This window comes from Carboxylicivirga litoralis (assembly GCF_025499605.1).
GTDB classification, from domain to species: domain Bacteria; phylum Bacteroidota; class Bacteroidia; order Bacteroidales; family Marinilabiliaceae; genus Carboxylicivirga; species Carboxylicivirga litoralis.
This window is the reverse complement of record NZ_JAFMVC010000001.1, coordinates 360,439-383,932: the sequence shown is the minus strand read 5'-3', so window position 1 is coordinate 383,932 and position 23,494 is coordinate 360,439. Positions and strand designations below refer to the sequence as shown.

Here is a 23,494-nt window from a genome sequence, read left to right as displayed (position 1 = left end):
ATTGAGAGCTGCAAAGATAAAAGTTTAGTTATAAGTATCAAGATGAAGGAAAATATGCATTAAGATGATTGCAATACCAATAGAATAAAATCAAAAAAAACATTGGGTTGAGAGTGGCTGTCTTTAAAACTCAATTCCCCTTTGTGCTTTAATGCCCTTGGTATATGGATGTTTAATGTCTTTTATTTCAGAAACCAAATCGGCTTCTTCAATTAGTTCTGGCACTGCATAACGTCCGGTGATAATCAGGTGACGTTGGGGAAATTGTTGTCGCATTTGTTGGATGAGATGAATAACTTCACTTGCATCAATAATTTTGTCTTCAAAAATTTCCGGAAGAGAAAGAGCGATGTTTAGTTCGTCTAATAAAATACAATCATAACCATCGCTTAAAACCTTTTGCTTAGTTAGGTTCCAGGCCTCTTTTATGCTGTCTATTGTGGCTTGTTTCGACACAGTCCAGGTGCAGCCGGCGCCAACCTGGTGGTTTTCAATGCCTAGCCGATCCATCATTTTAAACTCGCCATAGCCTGCGTCCGATGATTTCATAAATTGAATCACGCAAGCTTTTTTATCATGACCTGCCATGCGCAGCAGCATACCTAGTGCCGACGTTGTTTTTCCTTTGCCATCACCGGTTAATACTATGACCAGTCCTTTGTTTTCCATCTGATTTAATTTAGGCCCACAAACGATAAGGCAGCAATGATGATTAAACCGACCAACCAAACAAAGGTATACATCATCCAGATTAATGTCATTTTAAAGAAGGCATTAATCCATTTTCGCTTATATATACGCCGGGCACCAATCACCTGGTAAACAGGGACCAAAAAGTACAGATAGCCAATCCATGCTGTTGAGTGGTTCTTAAAAATGAGGTTGACGGCAATAACAATAGCTGTTATGGTAAAAATAAACGAATGGATATTCAATGAAAAGATGAGGTGGCCAATGTATAGCTTCTTAGTTCTGTAAAAACTAATCCATAGCAAAAAGGCAAATATGGGCATAAATAAAAACAACGACCATGACGTAAACTGATACAGTTTATTGATGTACAGTTCAGGATATTCCTCAATCATTTTGGCCGTTTTGCTGTATTTTGAATCATCATCTTCTGCACCATCCGTTATGTTTTCGATGGAGGACATCAACTGATCCAGATCATCCATTTGGCTCGAATCAATTTTTGCACTATCCAGTTCTGCTTTAATGGCTTCCCGAGTGGCCACATAAATAGAGTCGTTGCCGTTTTGTACCGAATCGGCAACTGCTGCTACTTCATTTTTAACTGTTTTGATGTCTTCTTTGGTCGAATCGTAATTGTCTTTAATCGATTTATTGGTGACTAAGGACATCAACAAAAACATCACAAAACTGATGAAGAGGTAAAAGCGGAATGGTGGCATGTATCGTGCTCGCTTACCAGATAGATAATCAATGGTCAGATAGCCTGGTTTAAAAAGTATCGTCACCAATGTTTTAACCAGCCGCGTGTCAAACGTGATGATAGTGCCCATAAAATCGGCAATCATAAAACGTAATGGGCGTTCCAGTTCTTTAACCGATTGACCGCAGTTAGAGCAAAATTTACCGGTGAATTGATAATCACAATTTTTACAGGTGATTAACTCTGTTTCGTTTGGGGTAGTAGATTCTTGCATGTTTCTTCACAAATGGGATTAGATGGCTTTAAAGATATATGTAATTGTTCAATGCTCATTTATTACTGTTGAAAAAATATGGAATAAGAATAAACGAAATGCAAAAGCCCGTTTCATTAATTGTTATCTTTGCGCAAATTTTAGCCCGCTGCTTATGAAAGAATTAAAGCCAATAATGTTTGTTGGTACCTGTTCTGATGCTGGTAAAAGCGTTATTAACGCTGGTTTTTGTCGGATATTGAAGCAAGATGGTTATCGTCCGGCTCCTTTTAAGGCTCAGAATATGTCATTGAATAGCTACGCAACCCCCGAAGGTTTCGAAATAGGCAGGGCGCAGGCTACCCAGGCTGAAGCATGTGAAATAGCTTGCCATACCGATATGAATCCGGTATTGCTAAAGCCCAGTGGAGAGATGATGTCGCAGGTTATTCTTAACGGCAAACCTGTTGGTAACCGTTCTGCCTATGAATATTTCCGAAAAGATGATAATGCCAGGTTGTTTGATGAAGCGTATGCTGCCTTTGAACGCTTGCAAAAACGTTATTCACCAATCGTTATGGAAGGGGCAGGGTCAATTTCGGAGCTTAACCTTAAAAAACGCGATATTGTTAATATGCGCATGGCGAAGCGGGTTGGAGCTGACGTTTACCTGGTTGCTGACATTGATCGAGGTGGAGTGTTTGCCAGTGTTTATGGCTCCATCATGTTGCTCGAAGAAGAAGAGCGACAGCTTATAAAAGGTATTATTATCAATAAATTTCGTGGCGATGTTCGTTTGTTTGATGAAGGGCGGCAAATCATTCAGGATTTAACAGGGATTCCGGTAGTTGGTGTAGTGCCCTATTTCAAAGATATTTACATCGAAGATGAGGACTCGGTAGTGTTGGATGCAAGAAATAGTGAAGCCGCCGAAGGAAAGGTAAATATAGCGGTTGTGAAACTGCAGCAGATGTCCAATTTTACCGATTTCAATGCTTTGCAGTTTGATAAGCGTGTTCATGTATATTATACAACCGACTTGCAGCAGATTGAGAAAGCTGATATTGTTATTTTACCTGGCTCAAAAAGTACCATTAAAGATTTGCAGTTCATCAGGGAAAAGCAAATTCCGGAAGTACTTAAAAAGATGTATGCTGCTGGCAAAACAGTGATTGGGATTTGTGGAGGTTATCAGATGCTGGGGCAAAACATTAGCGATCCAGAGCAAATCGAAGGTGCGGTAAAGTCGGTTGAAGGTATTGGTTTATTACCGATGGATACAGTTATTACCGATGAAAAAACAACCGTTCAGCAGCAGTTTTATTTTATGGATGACAAGCATGTTTGCGATGGTTATGAAATTCATATGGGGCAAAGTACTTTTAATAGCAATGTTGCACCACTGGTGAGAACTATGGATGGACACACCGATGGTGTTTATCTGAGCGAACGTTGCTGGGGTACATATATGCACGGTATACTGGACAATGCTACTGTTATTAATCACTTGCTTCGCCCATTTAGTTCCGGCAAGGAGGATATCTTTTGCTATAAGACATTCAAAGATGACGAATACAACCGTCTGGCAAAGCATCTGCGCCAACATGTAAATATTGAATCGATTTATGAAAGTGCCAGTGTTGACATTAAGTAAAAGCGGACAATTTCATCATGGTAATGATTCGTATCGTTTTCGCCATGAGATAAAAGCAGATTTTAGCACTAATACATGGTATTTAGGTCCGCATCCTGATTTACTTAAGTATCTGAAGAACGAGGTTGCTTGTATTGCTAATTATCCGGAGCTTCAGAGTGAGTCGTTGACGTCGCAATTGGCCGATTATCATCATGTAGCCGAGGATCAGGTGTTGGTGTGCAACGGAACGGCTGAAGCCATTTTTTTAATTGCTCTTTGTCATCAAAATAAGGCAAGCCGCATTATAAAACCAACCTTTTCAGAATATGAGCATGCTTGTCAGGTTCATAATCATCAACTGAGTTTTTGTGGTGCCAATTTTATAGCGCCAGGCATGAATACGCCTGAAGGTTTATTCTGGCTATGTAATCCCAATAATCCAACTGGTCAGGTTTATTCGAGAGAGCTGTTGCAAGACCTGATAAAAAATAATCCTCAAACGCTTTTTATCATCGATGAGGCTTATGCAGATTTTTGCATTGATGCTATTTCGCTGGCTGATTTTGTGGGTAAGTTTAAGAATTTATTGATTCTTAAATCAATGACAAAAAATTATTGTTTGCCAGGTTTGCGTTTAGGATATGTTTTAGGTCATCATACTCAAATAAAAGAGATTACCAACTATCGACCACCTTGGGCTGTCAATAGCCTGGCACTTAAGGCGGGAGAGTTTGCATTAAATCATTCAATGATTGGTGATGATGAGCGCTTAACTTATCTGGGTTTAGCGCGTGAGTTTCAAACTGAACTCAGTAAGCTAAATGCATTTGAAGTATTGTCTTCATCAACGGGCTATTTTCTGGTCAAGACACCTATGTTGGCAAATGAACTTAAGCAGCTGTTGGTGTCAGATTTTGGATTATTAGTACGCGATGCGTCTAATTTCAGAGGCTTGAGCGATAATCATATTCGTGTCGCAACACTGACTCGTGAGAAAAACGAAATGCTGGTTAAGGCTCTTAAATCTATTTTTTGCTGATGGATGAAAGTAAGGTGTTGATGATTATTGCTGTTGTTGGTGCGTATGTTCTCGATTTGATTTTTGGGGATCCTGTCAGACTGCCACATCCGATTGTATACTTTGGTAAGGCAATTTCGTTCTTTGAGAAGCGTATGAATAAAGGGGATTACCGTCTATTGAAAGGAGCTGTAACAGCCTTGATGTTAATCGCAATGGTGTATGTGTTGTTTGTTGCCCTAATGCATTGGTCTGAATTAGTATCACCAATATTGACAGCTGTAATAACGGGGTTCTTTTTCTTTTTTGGTTTAGCGAATAAAACATTGATAAAAGAAGGGGTTGCTGTTTTTAAGGTAGTGCAAAAAGAAGGTGTGGAAGCAGGGCGAAAGCAAATTAGCCGTATTGTGGGACGTGATACTTCGCAATTAAGTGGGCAGCAAATTAAAAAAGCAGCTTTGGAAACAATGGCTGAAAACTTGAGTGATGGTGTGGTTGCACCAGTGTTTTGGTTTGCTTTATTAGGAGTTCCGGGTATGATGGCTTACAAAATGATTAACACACTCGATTCAATGATTGGTTATAAGAACGAACGCTACATTTATTTTGGTCGTGTGGCGGCTTACATTGATGATGTGGCTAATTATATTCCGGCGCGCTTAACAGCTTTGTTGATGGTGCTGGTTGCTTGTTCGTATCGTGGAGTGAGATTCGTGTTTAAATATGGGAATAGGCACAGTAGTCCTAATGCGGGCTACCCGGAATCCGCGCTGGCTGGCATTTTAAATGTGCAGTTTGGTGGCTCTAATGTGTATCACGGTCAATTGGTTGATAAACCATTTATTGGCGACAATAATAGGTTTTTGGAGTATGCGGATATTAAAAGGACTGTGTACGTCAATCATGCAGTAACGGCTGTTTGTATTCTTTTGTGTGTAATAGGTAGATATATAATACAATGATAAAACTAGATAACCTGACTATTAAGCCTCTTTATCTCGAATTGGAGAAAGATATTCAGTATAAAATTGATCAAAAAGCAAAGCCTGTAGGTTCTTTAGGGCAGATGGAGGCAATGGCCAAACAAGTTGCATTGATACAGGGAACTTTAACTCCGGAATTAAGAAAGCCGGTGATGTTAACCGTCGCATCTGACCATAATATTTGTGAAGAAGGAGTGAGTCCTTGTCCGGTTGAAATTACGTGGCAGCAATGTTTAAACTTTTTAAACGGTGGTGGCGGCATTGGTCTTTTTTCCAGAGTGTATGGTTTTGATTTACGTGTGGTGGATGCGGGGGTCAATTTTGATTTTAAACCACATCCAAAGTTGATTAATGCTAAGGTCAGAAAAGGCACACGCAACTTTTTGAAAGAGCCGGCCATGACGATTGCGGAATGCATGCAAGCCTTAAGTAATGGTCGTGAAATTGTTGCTAATATAGCTGAAGAGGGTAGTAATGTGGTAGCTTTTGGTGAGATGGGTATCGGTAATACATCACCTGCTTCAGCCTTGTTATCCGTTTATACTGGTATGGATATTGAACAAGCAGTTGGTCCGGGGTCGGGGTTAACACCAGAAGGGGTTTTGAATAAAGCTCAGGTGCTTAAAAATGCCATTGCCAAACATGGTGTTTCAGATGATGCTATTATGAATTTAGCTCGATTCGGAGGTTTGGAAATAGCTACTATTGCAGGTGCTATGCTTGAGGCTGCATCGCGTCGTATGCTTATCATAACCGATGGGTTTATCACAACTTCTGCTTTGTTGGCTGCCCATGCTATTGATCCATTGGTGGTGGATTATGCCTTTTTCTCACATCAGTCAAAGGAACAGGGGCATAAAAAGATGGTGGATTATTTAGGGGGCGAGCCGATTCTCGACTTGGGTTTTCGCCTTGGAGAAGGAACAGGTTCGGCTGTTGCTTATTCAGTAATTAAAGGGGCTGTTGCCATGCTCAATGAAATGACGTCCTTTGATGAGGCTGCTATTTATAATACAGCTAACGATGGCATCAGGATTGTTTAATCTGGAGGCCAGGTAATTAATGGGGTGCCAATCTTTTTAATCCTTAAGGTTTCGCAAACCTTAAGGATTTATGATATAGACGAAGTATTTCATAGGATTTAAGGTATAAAAAAAGGGAAAGATTTTCATCCTTCCCTTCTTGTGGTGCCACCTGGAATCGCCGCGATAGCTATCGCGGCAGGGACACTACAAATATTTTAATAATAATTTGTGGCTAATTTCAGGGTATTTAACCAGGTTGTTGTAGTAATTTCTGTTTCGATTCTTTTTGATATGTTTTTCTATTGCTAAAGCTTGCTTTCTAGAATTGCATTCGAGCAGAAAGAATATTTCCCAATCGTTGGCGAATTTAGTTGAACAATTTTTAAAATGTCCACTGTTGTGGAGTTGAATACGTTGTTCAATATTCTGAGTTTGTCCAATGTAATATGAATCTGTTTGAGGGCTATAGATGATATAGACGAAGTATTTCATAGGATTTAAGGTATAAAAAAAGGGAAAGATTTTCATCCTTCCCTTCTTGTGGTGCCACCTGGAATCGAACCAGGGACACACGGATTTTCAGTCCGTTGCTCTACCAACTGAGCTATGGCACCGAGTTACTTTTACCTAAGTAAAAATAACATAAACAATAACCCTTTACCCTTTTGGATTACTAAGCTGTCCCCACAGCTTAATAATAAACCCTAAAATCAGCCTTATGACTGGTGGTGCCACCTGGAATCGAACCAGGGACACACGGATTTTCAGTCCGTTGCTCTACCAACTGAGCTATGGCACCAATCTTGGTCAAATCCCCACGTATTGGGGCTTGTGGTAACATCTCTTCCGAAATGCGAGTGCAAATATAGACAAAGATTTTATACCTCAAAAACATTTTTATGATTTTAGTGTTGCTTTTTTTTGTCAGGTGTGTGAATTTGCCTGATGTTTAGTATTTTTGCATCCTCAAAAAAAATTAATGGATTATCAAATATACACACTGCGAAATGGGATTCGCATCATACATAAGCAAGATAAGTCGCCTGTAGCCTACTGCGGATTGATCATAAATACTGGTTCGCGCGATGAAAAAGAGGAAGAGCATGGAATGGCACACTTTATTGAACATGTCATTTTTAAAGGCACTAAAAAACGCAAAGCCTATCATGTGCTGAGTCGTCTCGATGATGTGGGCGGAGAATTAAATGCTTATACCACTAAGGAAGAGACTTGTATTTATGCTTCTTTTCTTAAGCAGGATTTTGAGCGTGCCATTGAGTTAATTCATGATATTACTTTTAATTCTACTTTCCCGGAGAAGGAGCTCGCAAAAGAGAAAGAGGTGATTGTGGATGAAATTAATTCTTATAAAGATAGTCCGGCTGAACTTATTTTTGATGAGTTTGAAGAAATGCTCTATAAAAACGACTCAATGGGGCGTAACATACTTGGAACCAAGAAGAAGTTAAAGGGTTTTAATGAGCAAATGATTCGTGAGTTTATGCAGGCGAACTATAGTACTGATCAGATGGTGTTTTGCTCAGTAGGCAATGTGTCATTTAAAAAAGTACTTAAATGGGCAGAAAAATATTTGGGTGAACAACCGGAAAATCTTCGTGAGTTGGACCGTCCGGCTGTTAATCTCTATATTCCTGAATCGCAAACAATCGAAAAAGACACCCACCAATGTCATGTGATAATTGGTAATGTGGCTTATGATTTTAAACACGATAAGCGCCTGCATCTTCATCTGTTGAATAACCTGTTGGGCGGGCCGGGGATGAACTCTCGTTTGAATATGGCCTTGCGCGAAAAGAATGGCATTGCTTATAATGTAGAATCGAATTACGCACCTTATTACGGAACCGGCGTTTTTAATATCTACTTTGGAACGGATGAGGAGAACCTGATTCGTTCATTTAATATCATCGATCGCGAACTTAAACTATTACGTGAAAAGCCATTGGGCAGTTTGCAGTTGCATAAAGCCATCCGTCAACTAAAAGGCCAGATGACTATCTCGTTTGATAACCGTGAAAACCTGATGTTATCCATGGGTAAAAGCTATTTGTTGTACGACCAGGTGGATTCGCTGGAAAAAATCTATAAAAAAATAGATGCTATCAAGGCAGAAGACCTGCAGGAAGTGGCCAATGAAATTTTAGACCCTACCATGCTTTCATATTTAATCTATCAATAGAAATGACTGATTATTCAATCGACCTCGAACAATATATTTTAGATCACATTGATGATGAAGAACCCATTCTTCAGGAATTAAATCGGCAAACACACATTCAAATGTTGCAGCCGCGCATGCTAAGTGGTCATGTGCAAGGTAAAATTCTGAAGATGCTCGTGCAGATGATGAATCCATTAAATATATTGGAAATTGGGACGTTTACCGGTTATTCGGCGATTAGTATGGCTTTGGGGCTTCAGAAAGAGGGAGCTGTTATTGATACCATTGAAATCAATGACGAAAACGAGGAATTTATTCAGTCGTTTATTGACAAGGCGGAAATGCATCAAACCATTCAGTTACACATTGGAAGTGCTTTGGATATTATTCCACAACTTGATAAGCAATACGATTTAGTATTTATGGATGGAGATAAGCGTCAGTATCGTCGATATTATGAACTAATATTTGACAAACTAAATACCGGAGGTTATATCTTGGCCGATAATGTTTTGTGGGATGGCAAAGTGGTTGAAGAACTCCATCCAAATGATGCCTATACTAAAGAGATTTTAGCCTTTAATCAGATGGTGAAAGAGGATGCGCGAGTGGAAAAGGTCATCTTACCATTTAGGGATGGTATTTCTTTGATTCGTAAAAAGTAAACTTTTTAATATTCCAGCTGTTAATTTCCCATAATTCTAAACGAAAACTATGCGAACAGCGATTTTCTATGGCTCATCATTGGGTAATACGCAATTTGTGGCCGAAAAACTGAAGGCGGCAATTCCTATTGCTGACTGCTTGCCGGTTAATGATTTGACGGTATCTCAAATATTACAATATGATAATATAATTCTGGGCACATCCACTTGGGGAGTTGGAAATTTGCAGGATGACTTTGAATTGTTTGTCGATTTACTTCTTTCAATAGATATGTCTGGCAAAACTTTTGCGTTATTCGGTTTGGGCGATCAGCATACTTATCCTGATACCTTTTGCAATGGAATGGGGAAGTTATATAACCTGCTCTATGAAAAAGGCTGGAATGTTGTAGGAAGAATACCTGTTGACGGATATGATTTTTCGGAATCAGAGGCGCAAATTGGCAATGACTTAGTTGGTTTGGCCTTAGATGAAGATAATGAGCCTGATCTGACCGATATTCGCATTAAAAATTGGGTCAAAGTACTTCCATTTGCAGAGGGGTAAATGTTGTTTATCTAAAAATATCCCACGATAGTCTTGTTAAAACAGCCGTAAATCAATATTTGCTGAAAAAGTAATTTATTCACCATACTTTTATTTGTTCATTGAATAGATGAGAGGGAGTATATGTATCTTAATCAGCAAACTATTAACCGGGATATTACAAACAGGGAAGCCTTTTATTTTTTATTAGATAATGCAGGTAATGTTATTAAATCGCATGGCGACTTAATAGATAGAGGCTTTATTTCTGTTGCTGTTAATATTCGCGACTTCTTACCGCAAGCTATGCAAGTTCGGTTTGTCACTTTTATTAATGACGAATCCATAAGTGAGTTGGTAGGTGAGTTGGTCGTTTGTGGTGATGATGATGTTGAGCAGATTAATTGTAAATTCAAAAATTTTGGTGATAAGATAGAATTAATAGGCATTTTTCAACGTCAGCAGAATCAGGGTGAAATACCAATTGATAAATTACCTTATCCGATTGCTCTGGTTAAAAAAGATGGAGAGATATTCAGTTTAAATCGCTCTTTTATCGATTACTTTTTGGAAAGTAGAATTGTGCTAAAGCCCATCTTTATTCAGGAAATTATCAAGACAAATGTTTTGTCGCCCGAAAAGTTTGATTACCTGAAAATGATAGAGTCTGATGCCAATTCGCGCGCTGTGTTATGTCATTTTAAAGGTGCCGAAAATAATCAAACATTCTTACTGAATTTAATTCCAATCAATATTGAAGGCGAAGAGCTATATTTGGCTGCTGTAAAAGATTTAACGCAGTTTATTGAAGTTCAGCAAAACCTGGAAGATCAAAATGAGGAATTAAGGAAGCAGGTGCAGGATGAGTTTCAATTGAATAAATCCTATGAACTCAAGCTTCTTAAAAAGAGTAGATTGGAGTCTTTGGGTGAAATAGCTTCTGCCATTTTTCATGAGTTGAATCAGCCATTAACTCATTTGAGTCTTAAGATTGATAATATGCTTGATAGATGGCAGATGGGAGCTGTCAGCGAGTCGTATTTGCTTGAAAAAACAGAACAGATTCAACGTCAAATCATGCGTATGCGTGGTATTATTGATGAGATGAAACAGTTCTCGTCGGTGCCCGACAGAAAAGACGAGTCAATAAGTGTTCAAAATGTTTTAAACCTGGCATTGGAGGATATAAGTTACCTGCAGGTTGAGGGGTTAATCTTAGTTATTAAGCACGAGGAAGAAGCCTTTATAGAAGGGACGATCAATGAGTTGGAGCAGGTGTTTGTCAATATTCTAGTGAATAGCCTTCAGTCTTTGCAGGTGAAACTGGATGCGCAAAGCGGCTTTAAGCCTAAGCTTAAGGTGACAATTGAAAGGAAAGATAATTTAGTGAAAGTGGCTATTGTTGATAATGGACTTGGGACGACAAAAGATGAGATTGGTAAGTTGTTTAAGCCATTTTACACAACAAAAAAGAGTGCAGGAGGAACCGGGCTTGGTTTATTTATAATTAATAACCTGATGCGAAAAATGAAAGGTTCTATTGAAGTACAGTCAAGGGCAGGTAAGTGTTTTAAAACAACCCTCACTTTTCCGTCTGTCAAGTAGAACTTTATGTAATTGAAGAAATTTATACTCATTTAATACGAACAAGTTAAGTATCGTTTATTAAGATTGATGATGAAGTATACGATATTACTTTTTGAAGATGAACAAGAGCTTCGGCAAGAAATTAAAGATAGCATTGTCTTTGATAATGTCGATGTGTATGCTTTTGAGTCATGGAACGAATATAAAGAAGTTAAAATAGATTCCGTGCCGCGTTTGGCTATATTGGATATCAACTTGATAGACAAAGATGGCTTGTCTATTTATAGTGAGTTAAAAGAAAGGTATGCTGAAATTGAAGGCATTATAATTACCGGACAGGCTAGTATTAAAAATGCTGTTGCATCATTGAAGTTAGGTGTTCGCGATTATATTGAAAAGCCATTTAGAGCTAAGGAATTAAGAGCAGCCATTGAAAAATGCGAGAGCTATAAGCAATTCAGGGTTAAAAACTATGTAGTCGATCGTCAGCTGGAAGAGTCGAGGAAGAAGTTTGAAGCACATTGGGGTATTGAGTTTATTGGGATAAGTCAGCCAATTAAAGAAATAAATACTTTAATGAAGCGCGTGGCGCAGGCCGATATGACTTCGGTTATGATTACCGGAGAAAGTGGAAGTGGTAAGGAGTTGATCGCGCGAGGTATTCATAGCATGAGCGATAGAAGTGGTGCGCCATTTTACCCGGTCAACTGTACGGCTATACCGGATACCCTATTCGAAAGTGAGTTTTTTGGTTATCAGAAAGGTGCATTTACAGGTGCTCTATCTAATCACGAAGGTTGGTTTGAGCGGGCTAATGGAGGTACTTTGTTTTTGGATGAGATAGGTGATATGAACCTGGCTTTGCAATCGAAACTACTGCGAGTGCTGGATGAAAGAAAAGTGAACCGTATTGGTTCTCATGATATCATTCCCGTGAATACACGTATCGTGTGTGCTACCAATAAAGATCTGAAGCGGATGATAGAAGAAGGACAATTCCGTCTGGATTTATATCACCGGTTAAATTCATTCCATATACATATTCCGCCCCTACGCGAAAGGAGTGAGGATATTCCTGTTTTGGTTAATCATTTTGTTCGTTTGTTTGCCGAAACCCACAATAAGGGAATTGTCAGCATGCACTCTAAAGCCATGAATCTTTTGGTTAATCATCATTACCCGGGTAATATACGCGAGTTGAAGAATGTTATAGAAAGAGCGATACTCATGTGTGACTCCAATGTAATAAAAGCCCAACATCTGAATTTTACGGAAGAGCATTCAAATAATGGAGCCGAAGAGGAAGATTATAGTTTGGAAATCATTGAGAAAGAGACTATCCTTAAGGCGATGAAAGCTTGTAGTCATAACAAGACGCATACTGCAGAGAAGCTTAATATAACGCGTCAGGCGCTCAATAGAAAACTTAAAAAACACGGCATAGAATAAGAGGCGACCATAATGGTCGCCTTTTTTTTGATGGCCACTATTTCGGAATTAACACCATAGCATACATTATGGTGAAGGGGCTTCTATGGGCTGCTTCGTGCCTGCCTCATAGCATGCAGGTAATTTATTCAATGTTTCGTCGAAGTTCGCTCAATGTTTCTTCAATGTTTATACAATTATCATTGACAAAATAATGAGCTAAATATGTGTCATCCTCGATTTAAACCTGAATGTGCCCTAGGTATGATTCTATTCAGGTATTTGTAGGATCGGCCAATAGATTGTAGAGTAGGAGGTATAAATCTTAGTTTATAGGTGTAGTGTTTGAGAGAGGAATAGTGCCCGGGAAATAAGTTGGGGATATGTATGTTTTTTTAGGGAAATTTATTGTAAGAAAGCTAAGGTTTAGTGCGGCTGAAGAGGTTGTTAAGAGCCTTTTTTAGAGTTAAGAAAAGAGTAATGGCGTATATGGCTGAAAAGCCTTTGAATACGCAAGAATAAGGCAGTATGAAGCTTAAGAAAAGTGGTCTGAAATTGTTGGTGACCATTATCGGTCGCTTTTTTGTGCCTCTTTTTTTACTTCTTTTTTATCCCCAATTTTTTTGCTCAATTTAGGGTTTGAGTTATGCAAGTTTATTCGTCAACAAAAATTTCATTTTAGTCTTTAAATTAAGCGCTTCTATCCATTTGCTGAATTCTGACGAATAAAAGTTTTTTCTTCATCTTTTTAATAAAACAAATAAAAAAATTACAACTGACCATTTTGGGTCATTGGTTAAAGGAACTGCCTGTGGGGTTGTAAGTGGTAGTGATATAGGTGGTTAGTGAGTTTATGGAAGGAGTATTCTAATTGTCGCCGACCGAAAGTGGTCGCTTTGTATTGGGATTTTTTAATGTACATTGTGTTAATAGCCAGTAAATCAGACTAATGTATTTTTTGGCACTGGAGTTGTAATATGTTTGTTCGACCTAAAACGCATAGTAATGAAACAACACACATTTGTATCAGTTTTAATATTTCTATTTATGATATTATTTCCGCTAAATATATTGTCTCAGGTAGGAAATAATTCAGAATCATCTCAAGTGGGAAACAATAATAGTTTATTCGTTGGTCAGGTGGGTACCTTGAATATGAATGATGTATTGCAGGAGGGTGATGATAATAAGCATGCCTCTTTACAAGTAGGAAGTGCTAATCAGATTAACCTAGAGGTAGAAGGGTCAAATAATAGGGGGGCTTACGTGCAGGTTGGTGAATTAAATATGCTTGACATGAGCCAATCAAGTGATGAACATACAGCCATAACTTTTCAATCTGGTGCAAAGAATGAAATAGGACTGACGCAAAATGACCGGTATAACAGAGCAGGCAATGAAGCGGTAATACTTCAGGGTGGAACAGGGAATAAAGCAATGGTTAATCAGCAGTTGAGGAATAGTCGAGTTTTTATAACTCAGATAGGCGAACAAAATGAAAGTGATGTCTATCAATATGGTGCAGGTGATTATGTGAACAATGAAGCTTACCTATTACAGATGGGTAAAGGTAATATAGCTGAAGTGGATCAATTGAAAAGCGATCAAACTGTAATGGTTGGTCAGTTTGGAGAAAGCAACGAGTTGAAAACCCGGCAGCAAATAGGTAAAGGTAATATAGCTAATGTATTACAGTTGGGGACTGCAAATAAGGCAAATATTCTTCAGGAAGGAGATTCGAATATGAACAATACAATCCAGATAGGAAACAGAAATAATGCTTTGGTCGAGCAAATAAATAATTAATAATAAATTTTAATGTTTTACCTAAAACAAACAATCATGAAAAAGTTACTCTTTAGTGTAGCGCTTAGCGCTTTTACAGTTGTTGCATTTGCACAAACTAACACTTCAACAATCAAACAAAACTCTTCAGGAGTTGGTCATGTAGCAGTAGTTACTCAAAGTGGCGCTTCTGTTGAGGGAAATACTTCGCTTGTTAAGCAAAAAGGTGAAGAACAAACAGCTTATGTTGATCAGGTAGGTAATGGTAACGAGTCAGTTGTTAAGCAAAACCAGGACATCGTTGGTAAGAAAAATACAGCTTTGGTTGGTCAAGTTGGTGATGATAATTCATCTAAAATTCTTCAGACTGAAGAAAGTAATTATGCTGAAGTAATGCAGTTTGGTGATCGCAATAAAGCGGTTATTGATCAGAAAACTTCAGGTGGCTGGGTAGATGAAAATAATGAAGCTACCATTTACCAAGATGGTGATGATAACAAAGCTAAGATTGCTCAGGATGGTACTTATTTAGGTGCTTGGGTAACTCAGGAAGGAAATGATAACAAGGCTACTGTTGATCAGACAACTAAGCCTGGTGCTGTGGCTCCTTATAGACATGAAGCAACTGTATGGCAATATGGTAACGAAGGTCGCGTAGGTGTTACTCAGACTGGAAAATTTAACGTTGCGACAGTTGAGCAGGGTGGGTTTAAAAATAAAGCCTTTGTTGATCAGAGTAAAAAGCGTAACACTGCTTATGTAATGCAGGAGGGCGAAAAGAATAAGACTTATGTAGATCAGTCTGGAAAAAGAAATGGCGCCACTGTATACCAAACAGGCGATAAAGGTTATATTGAAGTTGGTCAGTCAGGTAATGATAATGCTGCCATGGTTGGGCAATCAGGTCTTAAAAATAGTGCTTGGCTTGCTCAAAGTGGTGATGATAATATTGCTGGTGTAACTCAGATGGACGGTGTTAAAAATGAAGCAAGTGTTGACCAGAGTGGAGATGCTAGTTTGGCTTTAGTAAACCAGTTTGGTGGTAAGAAAAATATTACTGATGTAAGTCAGAGTGGTGTTGCTGGAATTGCAGCTGTTGCTCAAATTGATGGTAAGAGAAATGAGACTTATGTAACTCAGGAAGGTGCTTTACAAATTGCTGCTGTTGCTCAGGATGGTGGACGTGATAACCTTGCTGTTGTTGAGCAAGCTGGTATTGCAGAAGCTGCAATCGTTGGTCAGAGAGATAATAAAGAAACTCAAGCTTTAGTATTCCAATATGATGGTGGCTTAAATCTTGCTTTAGTAGGACAAGAAGGTAATGAGAATTCAACTGCTTATGTACGCCAATTTGATGGTATTGGTAACTTTGCAGGAATTGGTCAGACTAATTCAGAAATGTCTTTGGCAGCTGTTGTACAGCAAGGTAGTTTGCTAGGACGTTCAGGTATCTATCAGAACAACCAGGAAGGTAGTACAGCAATTAGTTATCAAACTGGAATGGGTGGACATATGAGTCAGATTAACCAGTATGGTGGTTCTAACAACCATGCATGGACTTTCCAAATTGGAAGTACAACTCAGAATTCTTTAGTTGATCAGTGGGGTGATAATAATGTTGCTTTAACTATTCAGTACTAATTTTATACAGCAAGGGGGTGTTAGGCACTCCCTTGTTTTTTATTTCGTTGTTAATTAACAACTGTTAATCTATAAATAACTGACAATGGTCAAGTATATTTATAGATACATTTATTTTTAAGTACATTAGACATGAGCTTTTTTAACGAAAAGCGATGAAATTAAAAACCAATACCTATGAAGTCATTACTAATTGTGTCAGCATTGTTTTTTGCGCTTGCGCTATGCAATGCTCAAAATGGTGAGAACCTGGTAAGTGTTCAGCAGGTAAACTTCGATCAGGGAGGTAAAGGAAATATTGTTTTTATGACCCAGGTTGGTCAGGATAACCAGATGAAAATTTCTCAAAAAGGAGAAGGTAATGTTGTTATTGCGAGTCAACTAGGTGATAATAATGTGTTTAAATCTGAGCAAGATGGGAATAAGAATCGCATCTTACACAACTCATATAACAATAATAATGTTGTAGATATTCTTCAGATTGGAGATGGAAACGTTGTTGAAAACGAAGATCTATACGGAAACGATTCTTTTATAGAGCAGTATGGTGATGGAAATGGCGTAACAAACAAAAATTATGGAAGTAATGGGAGTGTGACTGTTATGCAAATGGGTTCTGGGAACGAAATTACCGGAACATTTTATGGAACCGACCGAAGTGGAGGGACTGCTACGATTGTGCAAAATTCAAATAATAATATTTTAGATTTAAAAAAGTATAATAACAAGGATATTCAAATAAGCCAAAGAAATGGAGCAAGTGCTGCTGTGATTCAATATTAATAATTAAATGATAAAAGTTTTAGTATTTATTATTGTTGCAGCTTTTTCTATATCAGTATTAAGGGCGCAGCAAATTTCAAAGGATACAGTAATTGTAAAAACAGACAGTTTAAAAAAAGAAGTGCCTCAGGCCATTTTAGATTTGGTTAAGGAATATGACCGGCAAGTAAAAGAACAAAAGCTAAAACAACAGAAACAGCTCATAGAGCCTCCAACGCTTGAGATTGATGGTATTGTGATGGATGAAACAATGTCGAAATCCGGTCGGGAGTTTTATGAACTGTTTTTTTCATATTGGAGAAAACCTGTTGGTTATAAAAATTACTTTATAAAAATTAAAGAACGACCGTTTAGAATGAATAATACGGTCATTGAAGTATATCTAAAAGAACAATTATTGTATCAACAAATGATGAGGCGTCGGTACGATGAGGTTGAATTGATGGCCAAACAAGCAGTAGGTGTAGTAGAGCAGCAAATAATTCGTGAGATTATTGCTCAACAGGCCCTGATTCGTCAACAGCAACAATTAAAGCAACATAAATAGACCTAACACTATATATAATGAAAACAGTACTCTTCTTATTCGTTGGAATGTTGTTCACAACATTATGCAGTGCACAGGATTTCGTTTACAAGCCGATTAACCCTGCTTTTGGTGGCGATTCGTATAATTATTCCTGGTTGCTAAGTCAGGCCGAATCACAAAATAAATTTAAAGATCCTGATGCTGCTGATAATTCTGATCCATTAGCCTCTTTTCAGGAAGATTTAAACCGTCAAATATTATATCAACTAAGTCGTAAGTTGGTTGATAATCAATTTGGAGAAGGAGATTTAGAACCTGGGGTATATGATGTTGGAGATTATCATATTCAGGTTAATGAAGGAGCAGATGGCGTCAATGTCTCTATTTTAGATGTTGTAAATGGAGGCCAGACAAGTGTAACGGTACCAAACCAATAGTAATTAGAATTCAGGAGGCATGAGATTTATTTTTTTCTACTTTGTGCTGATGATTGTCGGTCTATGGGGATGCAGTCCAACAATTCATCAAACACATAAAACCGAACCTGCTCGTTTAGGAGCAGAAACGCCCTTTCATTCTGAGTTAAAGAGCTTACCGCCACCTCAGGAAAAGCTGGTAGCAGCGGTTTATAAATTCAGAGACCAAACAGGTCAATATAAGCCATCAGATTATGGCTCAAGTTGGTCAACCGCTGTGACACAAGGGGCAACAACCATATTAATCAGATCATTGGAAGAATCGGGTTGGTTTACACCGTTGGAGCGTGAAAATTTGGGGAACCTAAGTGCAGAGCGTCAGATTATAACCAATACCCTAGCGGCCTACGAAGGGAAAGCACAAACAGCCTTAAGTCCACTGTTGTTCGCTGGTATTATCCTTGAGGGTGGTATTATTTCTTATGAAACAAATGTTAGAACAGGAGGAGCTGGACTTCGCTATTTTGGCGTTGGTGGTTCTGGCCAATATCGAGAAGATAGGGTTAGCATTTATCTGAGAGCTGTTTCAACTAAGAATGGTGAGATATTAAAAACAGTGTATAGTACAAAATCGATATTGTCTCAAAAAATTGATTTCTCAGTCTTTCGATATGTGAAGTTTAAGCGATTACTGGAGGCAGAAACCGGGATAACTTATAATGAACCATCAGAGATGGCGGTGACGGAGGCGATTGAGAAGGCTGTTTATAGCTTGATTGTTGAGGGAATCAAAGAAGGGCTTTGGGCTTCAAATGGTAATGTGGCGCATATCGAAAGTGTTGTTAATGACTATATCAATGAGAAGAATGAGAACCTTAGTATTGATCATTTAGGAAGACAACTAGAGGATAATAGAAGTATGGTAAGTGCTGGAATTATTAGTGGAGTTACTTACCCCGATATGGATACTGAAGATGCTGCCGTTGGCTTTAGTACAGGTGTTAATTTGAATATCAGGCTATCGCCAACCATATCTTTTGATAATGAATTTGTTTATGGGCAGTTAGATTCAAAGGTTATTGGTGATAACCAATATATTGCGTATACGCCATCGCTGCGTTTCGATTTATTGCCTAAAGAAAATATATCTCCATATGTAAAAGTTGGATATGGTATGTTGTCAAATGAATTAATGGCTGAAGATTTGACAGTGAAGAATAGATTTACATACGTGGGTAGCGCAGTGGGGTTAGATTTTGTGTTGTCTAAAAGGGTCAAAGTAAATATGTCAATTGCTAATAAGTTTTTTACATCTGATGATATAGATGGACAAAAGTATGGCTCTTATAATGATATGTTGTGGGAAGGAAGAATTGGGGTGAGTTACCAATTTGGAAGTGGTTGGTATAATAAAACACTGATAAAAAGAAAATAATATACAGATGGCAAAGTATTCTATATTTTTAAGCGTATTTATAATTGCATTAGTTTGTTCTTGTGAGGATACAATTGATGAAAAGTTTAATGGAACAATATCTGGTGTTGTAGAAAGCAAAGTTACTGGAAAACCATTAGAAGGAGCAGTGATTAGTACTAATCCTCCAAGCTTATCAGTGAAAACAGATGCTGATGGAAAATTTATAATTGAGGAGCTAGAAGAAGGTGATTATGTTGTAACTGCTTCAAAACATGAATATGCGAGTGGTTCAACAACGGTGAAGGTTAATAAAGATAAGGTAACAAACATAGTAATTCAGTTAGAAGATGGAGACTTGGCTGCTAATACGGTTAAGTTTGCAGATACTTCTCCTCTACAAAGTCAAGAGGATGTTGGAGTTCCTGTAACTTTTTCGTGGAACTATACCGGAGTAAGCGATTCGAGTGATATTGCCTTTGAGCTGAATGTCTATACCAACGAATCTGAGGGACCAATTATTACAGTTGAGGAAATAACTGATACTTTTTATATTGCGGAGAACTTAAGTTATTCGAAAAAACACTTTTGGACACTGATAGCAAAAAAAAACGACGAGCAGGTAGGCCAGAGCGATTTATATAACTTTAATACAATAAGTAGTTCTAGTTTGCCCTATTTGTTTACCAGTGTTAGTGATGCTAATATTTATTTGTCAGGAGAAAAAGAAGGTTCGAGACATCGCTTGACACAAGAGACTATATCTAATAATTTTCCACGGGCTAACCCGGTGACCGATGAGGTTATTTTTTCAGCAACTTATAATTCTCAGAACTACATTTACCTGGTTTATGGCGAGGAGCAAATCACCAAGCGTGTTTCACCGCTTCCGGTAGATGGTAACCACAATCCAGGCGCTGGTTTTTGTTGGTCGCCTACGGGTGATCAGATTCTTTTTTGTCACTACGACAAGTTGTATCGCATCAATAAAGATGGTAGTGGCTTGTTTACGGTTTCAACAGCTCCAGCAGGACGAAACTATGTTTTTGTAGACTGGTCGGGGCAGGCTGGGAAATTGGTGGTTCAAACCCGAGGTGTAAACATCTATGATAGTGAAATATACCTGATGGATCCAGATGGAAGTGATTTAACGATGATTGTTGATAATGTTGATGGTCGAACAGAGAATCCTAGCTTTAGCGTTGATGGTAAAAAGATCGTTTATACGCATGATAATGCCAACATTAATGATCCTTATGGTCGTATGTTTGATTCACGTATATATACATATACTATTGCAGATGCTGCAGTGACAGATGTCTCGGGATCTAATAAAACGAATGGGACGAACGATTTGCAACCTCGTTTTTCGCCCGATGGTTCTAAATTAATTTTTGTCAATACCTCTAATACAGGTACCGGACAGAAAGATATCTATGTGATGGATGCAGGTGGTGGAAGTCGTGAATTATATTTCGAAAATGCTGAAATGCCAGAGTGGCGATAAATACAACTTATTCAGATATTAAGCGATCTAAGTCTTGCTTTTCAAATAGAGTAGGGTAATCATCTAAGAACTGTTCCATTACAACCCTCATAACGGCTTCACGCATAAATTTAGACTTATTGCCTATTTTGTATTTTTTACAATATACATTAACGGCGTCTTTTTCTTTATCATTCAACAAAAAAGTAGCTCTGTGTTTACGACGTAGTGCTTGTTCGCGTGAAATTACTTTTTGTTGCTTTTTCTTTGCTTTTTTTGCCATTCAGAGGTAACAATTATAGCTGCAAAAGTAATAAAAATAGTGAATTGACAGTGTGGTTATCAAGCTTAAAGCAGCCTAAATCTGACTATTTCCTAAAGCATTTTGCGATAAAAGTGTAGTGTTTATTAGAAATATCAAAAATCCCTTATAAATTTGCGGAATAATTAAAGAAGATTTTTAAAGAAATGGGACGCGCATTTGAATACAGAAAGGCCTCAAAGCTCAAACGATGGGGGACGATGGCCAAAACATTTACAAAGATTGGCAAACAAATAACCATGTGTGTGAAAGAAAGCGGGCCTGATCCGTCGAGTAACTCACGTTTGCGAGTATTGATTCAGAATGCCAAGGCGGCTAATATGCCTAAGGATAATGTTGAGCGTGCCATTAAAAAAGCAACCAGCAAAGATACTGCTGATTATAAGGAAGTGGTATACGAAGGTTATGGTCCTTTTGGTACCGCCTTTATGGTTGAGACTGCAACAGACAACACAACTCGTACGGTGGCCAATGTTCGTTCATATTTTAATAAGTATGGAGGTTCTTTAGGTACATCTGGCTGTGTTGATTATATGTTTGAGCACAAATGCAACTTTAAAGTTGTGATGAAAGAAGGCGTTGACTTGGAAGAGTTGGAGTTGGAGCTAATCGACTTTGGTGTTCAGGAGATTTTTGAAGATGAAGGGTTCATCATGATTTATGGCGATTTTGAAGGGTTTGGGCCTATTCAAAAGTATCTTGAAGATAATGGTTTTGAGATTGAGAATGCAGAATTCGAGCGTATTCCGCAGGATACCAAAGAATTAAATGAAGAGCAAATGGCCGAGATTGATAAGTTATTGGCTAAGTTTGAAGAAGACGATGATGTCACTAATGTGTTCAATAACATCAAGTAAATAAGCTTCATTTACAATAAAATAGAGCGGCAACCTGAACAATTCGGGTTGCCGCTTTTTATTTTAATGAGATTCATCAATTTTAGTAGTTCTAAGGCCAAAGCATGAGATTTATCCTTGCTAATTGTTGATGAGATATGTACTTTTCAATCAGATAATAAATTAATAACAATAATAAGATGCAAGATTTAAAACAATACATTGAAGACAACAAGGAACGTTTCCTTGATGAGTTGTTCGGTTTAATTCGTATCCCTTCTATTAGCTCGAAGCCAGAGCATAAAGAAGATATGTACAAATGTGCTGAGCACTGGAAAGGATTATTGCTGGCTGGTGGTGCTGATAAGGCTGAGGTAATGGAAACAGAAGGTAACCCGGTCGTTTATGGTGAGAAACTGATGGATCCATCATATCCAACAGTTTTGGTATATGCTCACTACGATGTGCAACCAGCCGAACCATTGGAATTGTGGCAATCGCCTCCTTTTGAGCCAGAAATCCGCGATGGTAAAATTTATGCTCGTGGTGCTGATGATGACAAAGGTCAAGGCTTTATGCACACCAAAGCTTTTGAATACCTGGTGAAGACTAACCAGTTGAAATGTAACGTTAAGTTTTTAATTGAAGGGGAAGAAGAAGTTGGTTCGCCAAGCTTGCCTAAGTTCTGCGAAGACAATAAAGAGTTGTTAAAATCAGACGTGATAGTTGTATCGGACACTGGTATGATTGCCCCTGATGTTCCAACGATAACAACTGGTCTTCGAGGGTTGTGTTACTGGGAAGTAGAAGTTACAGGCCCTAATCGGGATTTGCACTCTGGTCTGTTTGGAGGTGCTGTAGCCAATCCTATCAATGTGTTGGCTAAAATGATTACACAAATGGTCGATGAAAACGGTCATATTACTGTTCCTGGCTTCTACAACGATGTGATTGAAGTATCGGATGAAGAGCGTGCCATGATGGCTAAAGCTCCATTTAGTGAAGAAGAATACAAGAACGCATTGGATGTTGAAGAGTTAGCTGGTGAAAAAGGATTTACAACCAATGAACGTACAGGTATTCGTCCATCCTTTGATGTTTGTGGTATCTGGGGTGGATACACTGGCGAAGGTGCTAAAACGGTATTGCCATCAAAAGCTTATGCTAAAATATCTTCTCGTTTGGTACCAGATCAGGATCATGAAAAAATAGCAGAATTATTCTGTAAGCATTTTGAATCAATCGCGCCTAAGAGTGTTAAGGTGAATGTGAAGCACTTACACGGAGGTCAGGCATATGGTTGCCCAATTGATTTGCCAGCTTATCAGGCTGCTGAAAAAGCTTGTGAAGAAGTATTTGGTGAGCGCCCGGTACCAGTTCGTAGTGGTGGTTCTATTCCAATTATCTCTGAATTTGAACGTATTTTAGGTGTTAAATCAGTGTTGATGGGATTTGGTTTAGAAGCTGATGCTATTCACTCGCCAAATGAAAACTATCCGTTAGAGCAATTCTTTAATGGTATCAATACAATTCCTTATTTCTACAAGTATTTTGCAGAAATGGGAAAATAATAGAATTTCATAAAG

22 protein-coding genes and 2 tRNA genes are annotated in these 23,494 nt (G+C 38.3%); 18 read left to right on the top strand and 6 right to left on the bottom strand.

Translation table 11 applies throughout. The features are described from left to right. Positions 1 to 123 precede the first annotated feature (123 nt). Positions 124 to 669 carry a cob(I)yrinic acid a,c-diamide adenosyltransferase gene (locus tag J1N10_RS01560; protein WP_262324913.1) on the bottom strand — a complete coding sequence of 182 codons (546 nt, stop codon included), beginning with the start codon at positions 667 to 669 and terminating at the stop codon, positions 124 to 126. 5 nt (positions 670 to 674) lie between these two features. After that, positions 675 to 1,667 carry a DUF3667 domain-containing protein gene (locus J1N10_RS01555; RefSeq protein WP_262324912.1) on the bottom strand — a complete coding sequence of 331 codons (993 nt, stop codon included), beginning with the start codon at positions 1,665 to 1,667 and terminating at the stop codon, positions 675 to 677. Positions 1,668 to 1,821: 154 nt separating this feature from the next. Here J1N10_RS01555 and J1N10_RS01550 point away from each other — a divergent pair, with 154 nt between their 5' ends. From J1N10_RS01550 to cobT, 4 genes are read left to right on the top strand one after another with little or no spacing between them, the layout of a single operon-like run. Beyond that, positions 1,822 to 3,300: a cobyric acid synthase gene (locus J1N10_RS01550; RefSeq protein WP_262324911.1), complete on the top strand. Its 1,479-nt coding sequence runs from the start codon at positions 1,822 to 1,824 to the stop codon at positions 3,298 to 3,300. Continuing rightward, on the top strand, positions 3,260 to 4,321 hold the full coding sequence (locus tag J1N10_RS01545; protein WP_262324910.1) for a pyridoxal phosphate-dependent aminotransferase: 1,062 nt from the start codon (positions 3,260 to 3,262) through the stop codon (positions 4,319 to 4,321). The genes J1N10_RS01550 and J1N10_RS01545 overlap by 41 nt, the downstream gene beginning before the upstream one ends. Beyond that, entirely contained in the window at positions 4,321 to 5,262 is a 942-nt protein-coding gene (cbiB, locus tag J1N10_RS01540) for an adenosylcobinamide-phosphate synthase CbiB (RefSeq protein ID WP_262324909.1), read from the top strand. Before J1N10_RS01545 ends, cbiB begins: the two co-directional genes overlap by 1 nt. Beyond that, positions 5,259 to 6,326, top strand: a complete 1,068-nt coding sequence (cobT, locus tag J1N10_RS01535; protein WP_262324908.1) for a nicotinate-nucleotide--dimethylbenzimidazole phosphoribosyltransferase — start codon at positions 5,259 to 5,261, stop codon at positions 6,324 to 6,326. The genes cbiB and cobT overlap by 4 nt, the downstream gene beginning before the upstream one ends. A 186-nt stretch (positions 6,327 to 6,512) precedes the next feature. Here the strand turns inward: cobT and J1N10_RS21280 are convergent, their stop codons facing one another. The 3 genes from J1N10_RS21280 to J1N10_RS01525 all read right to left on the bottom strand — a co-directional run bounded on the left by J1N10_RS21280 (position 6,513) and on the right by J1N10_RS01525 (position 7,107). Beyond that, entirely contained in the window at positions 6,513 to 6,800 is a 288-nt protein-coding gene (locus J1N10_RS21280) for a GIY-YIG nuclease family protein (RefSeq protein WP_410053430.1), read from the bottom strand. Positions 6,801 to 6,849: 49 nt separating this feature from the next. Further along, positions 6,850 to 6,922, bottom strand: a tRNA-Phe gene (locus tag J1N10_RS01530). A gap of 109 nt (positions 6,923 to 7,031) precedes the next feature. Next, a tRNA-Phe gene (locus J1N10_RS01525) sits at positions 7,032 to 7,107 on the bottom strand. Between the two features lie 180 nt (positions 7,108 to 7,287). On the opposite strand from J1N10_RS01525, the gene J1N10_RS01520 reads away from it, so the two are divergent. The 12 genes from J1N10_RS01520 to J1N10_RS01465 all read left to right on the top strand — a co-directional run bounded on the left by J1N10_RS01520 (position 7,288) and on the right by J1N10_RS01465 (position 20,771). Then, positions 7,288 to 8,508, top strand: a complete 1,221-nt coding sequence (locus tag J1N10_RS01520; RefSeq protein ID WP_262324907.1) for a M16 family metallopeptidase — start codon at positions 7,288 to 7,290, stop codon at positions 8,506 to 8,508. 2 nt (positions 8,509 to 8,510) lie between these two features. Continuing rightward, positions 8,511 to 9,155 (top strand): O-methyltransferase, encoded by a 645-nt coding sequence (locus tag J1N10_RS01515; protein WP_262324906.1) that lies wholly within the window; start codon positions 8,511 to 8,513, stop codon positions 9,153 to 9,155. 49 nt (positions 9,156 to 9,204) lie between these two features. Continuing rightward, positions 9,205 to 9,702 (top strand): flavodoxin, encoded by a 498-nt coding sequence (locus tag J1N10_RS01510; protein ID WP_262324905.1) that lies wholly within the window; start codon positions 9,205 to 9,207, stop codon positions 9,700 to 9,702. A gap of 123 nt (positions 9,703 to 9,825) precedes the next feature. After that, positions 9,826 to 11,286 (top strand): sensor histidine kinase, encoded by a 1,461-nt coding sequence (locus J1N10_RS01505; RefSeq protein ID WP_262324904.1) that lies wholly within the window; start codon positions 9,826 to 9,828, stop codon positions 11,284 to 11,286. 69 nt (positions 11,287 to 11,355) lie between these two features. Next, positions 11,356 to 12,717: a sigma-54-dependent transcriptional regulator gene (locus J1N10_RS01500; protein WP_262324903.1), complete on the top strand. Its 1,362-nt coding sequence runs from the start codon at positions 11,356 to 11,358 to the stop codon at positions 12,715 to 12,717. Positions 12,718 to 13,701: 984 nt separating this feature from the next. After that, positions 13,702 to 14,502, top strand: a complete 801-nt coding sequence (locus tag J1N10_RS01495) for a hypothetical protein (RefSeq protein ID WP_262324902.1) — start codon at positions 13,702 to 13,704, stop codon at positions 14,500 to 14,502. Positions 14,503 to 14,538: 36 nt separating this feature from the next. Further along, complete coding sequence (locus J1N10_RS01490) at positions 14,539 to 16,122, top strand: hypothetical protein (RefSeq protein WP_262324901.1); 1,584 nt, start codon at positions 14,539 to 14,541, stop codon at positions 16,120 to 16,122. A 177-nt stretch (positions 16,123 to 16,299) separates the two neighbouring features. After that, positions 16,300 to 16,905, top strand: coding sequence for a hypothetical protein (locus J1N10_RS01485; RefSeq protein WP_262324900.1), 606 nt, complete (start codon positions 16,300 to 16,302; stop codon positions 16,903 to 16,905). A 7-nt stretch (positions 16,906 to 16,912) separates the two neighbouring features. Beyond that, positions 16,913 to 17,452, top strand: coding sequence for a curli production assembly/transport protein CsgE (locus J1N10_RS01480; protein ID WP_262324899.1), 540 nt, complete (start codon positions 16,913 to 16,915; stop codon positions 17,450 to 17,452). Positions 17,453 to 17,469: 17 nt separating this feature from the next. Further along, entirely contained in the window at positions 17,470 to 17,871 is a 402-nt protein-coding gene (locus J1N10_RS01475) for a curli production assembly/transport component CsgF (RefSeq protein ID WP_262324898.1), read from the top strand. A 19-nt stretch (positions 17,872 to 17,890) separates the two neighbouring features. Further along, entirely contained in the window at positions 17,891 to 19,285 is a 1,395-nt protein-coding gene (locus J1N10_RS01470) for a CsgG/HfaB family protein (RefSeq protein WP_262324897.1), read from the top strand. A 7-nt stretch (positions 19,286 to 19,292) separates the two neighbouring features. Further along, on the top strand, positions 19,293 to 20,771 hold the full coding sequence (locus tag J1N10_RS01465; RefSeq protein WP_262324896.1) for a carboxypeptidase regulatory-like domain-containing protein: 1,479 nt from the start codon (positions 19,293 to 19,295) through the stop codon (positions 20,769 to 20,771). A 7-nt stretch (positions 20,772 to 20,778) separates the two neighbouring features. Here the strand turns inward: J1N10_RS01465 and J1N10_RS01460 are convergent, their stop codons facing one another. Continuing rightward, positions 20,779 to 21,033: a hypothetical protein gene (locus J1N10_RS01460; RefSeq protein WP_262324895.1), complete on the bottom strand. Its 255-nt coding sequence runs from the start codon at positions 21,031 to 21,033 to the stop codon at positions 20,779 to 20,781. 185 nt (positions 21,034 to 21,218) lie between these two features. Here J1N10_RS01460 and J1N10_RS01455 point away from each other — a divergent pair, with 185 nt between their 5' ends. Together J1N10_RS01455 and J1N10_RS01450 are read left to right on the top strand one after the other, a co-directional pair. Next, complete coding sequence (locus tag J1N10_RS01455; RefSeq protein ID WP_262324894.1) at positions 21,219 to 21,929, top strand: YebC/PmpR family DNA-binding transcriptional regulator; 711 nt, start codon at positions 21,219 to 21,221, stop codon at positions 21,927 to 21,929. 179 nt (positions 21,930 to 22,108) lie between these two features. Further along, entirely contained in the window at positions 22,109 to 23,479 is a 1,371-nt protein-coding gene (locus tag J1N10_RS01450; protein ID WP_262324893.1) for a dipeptidase, read from the top strand. Positions 23,480 to 23,494: the final 15 nt, after the last annotated feature.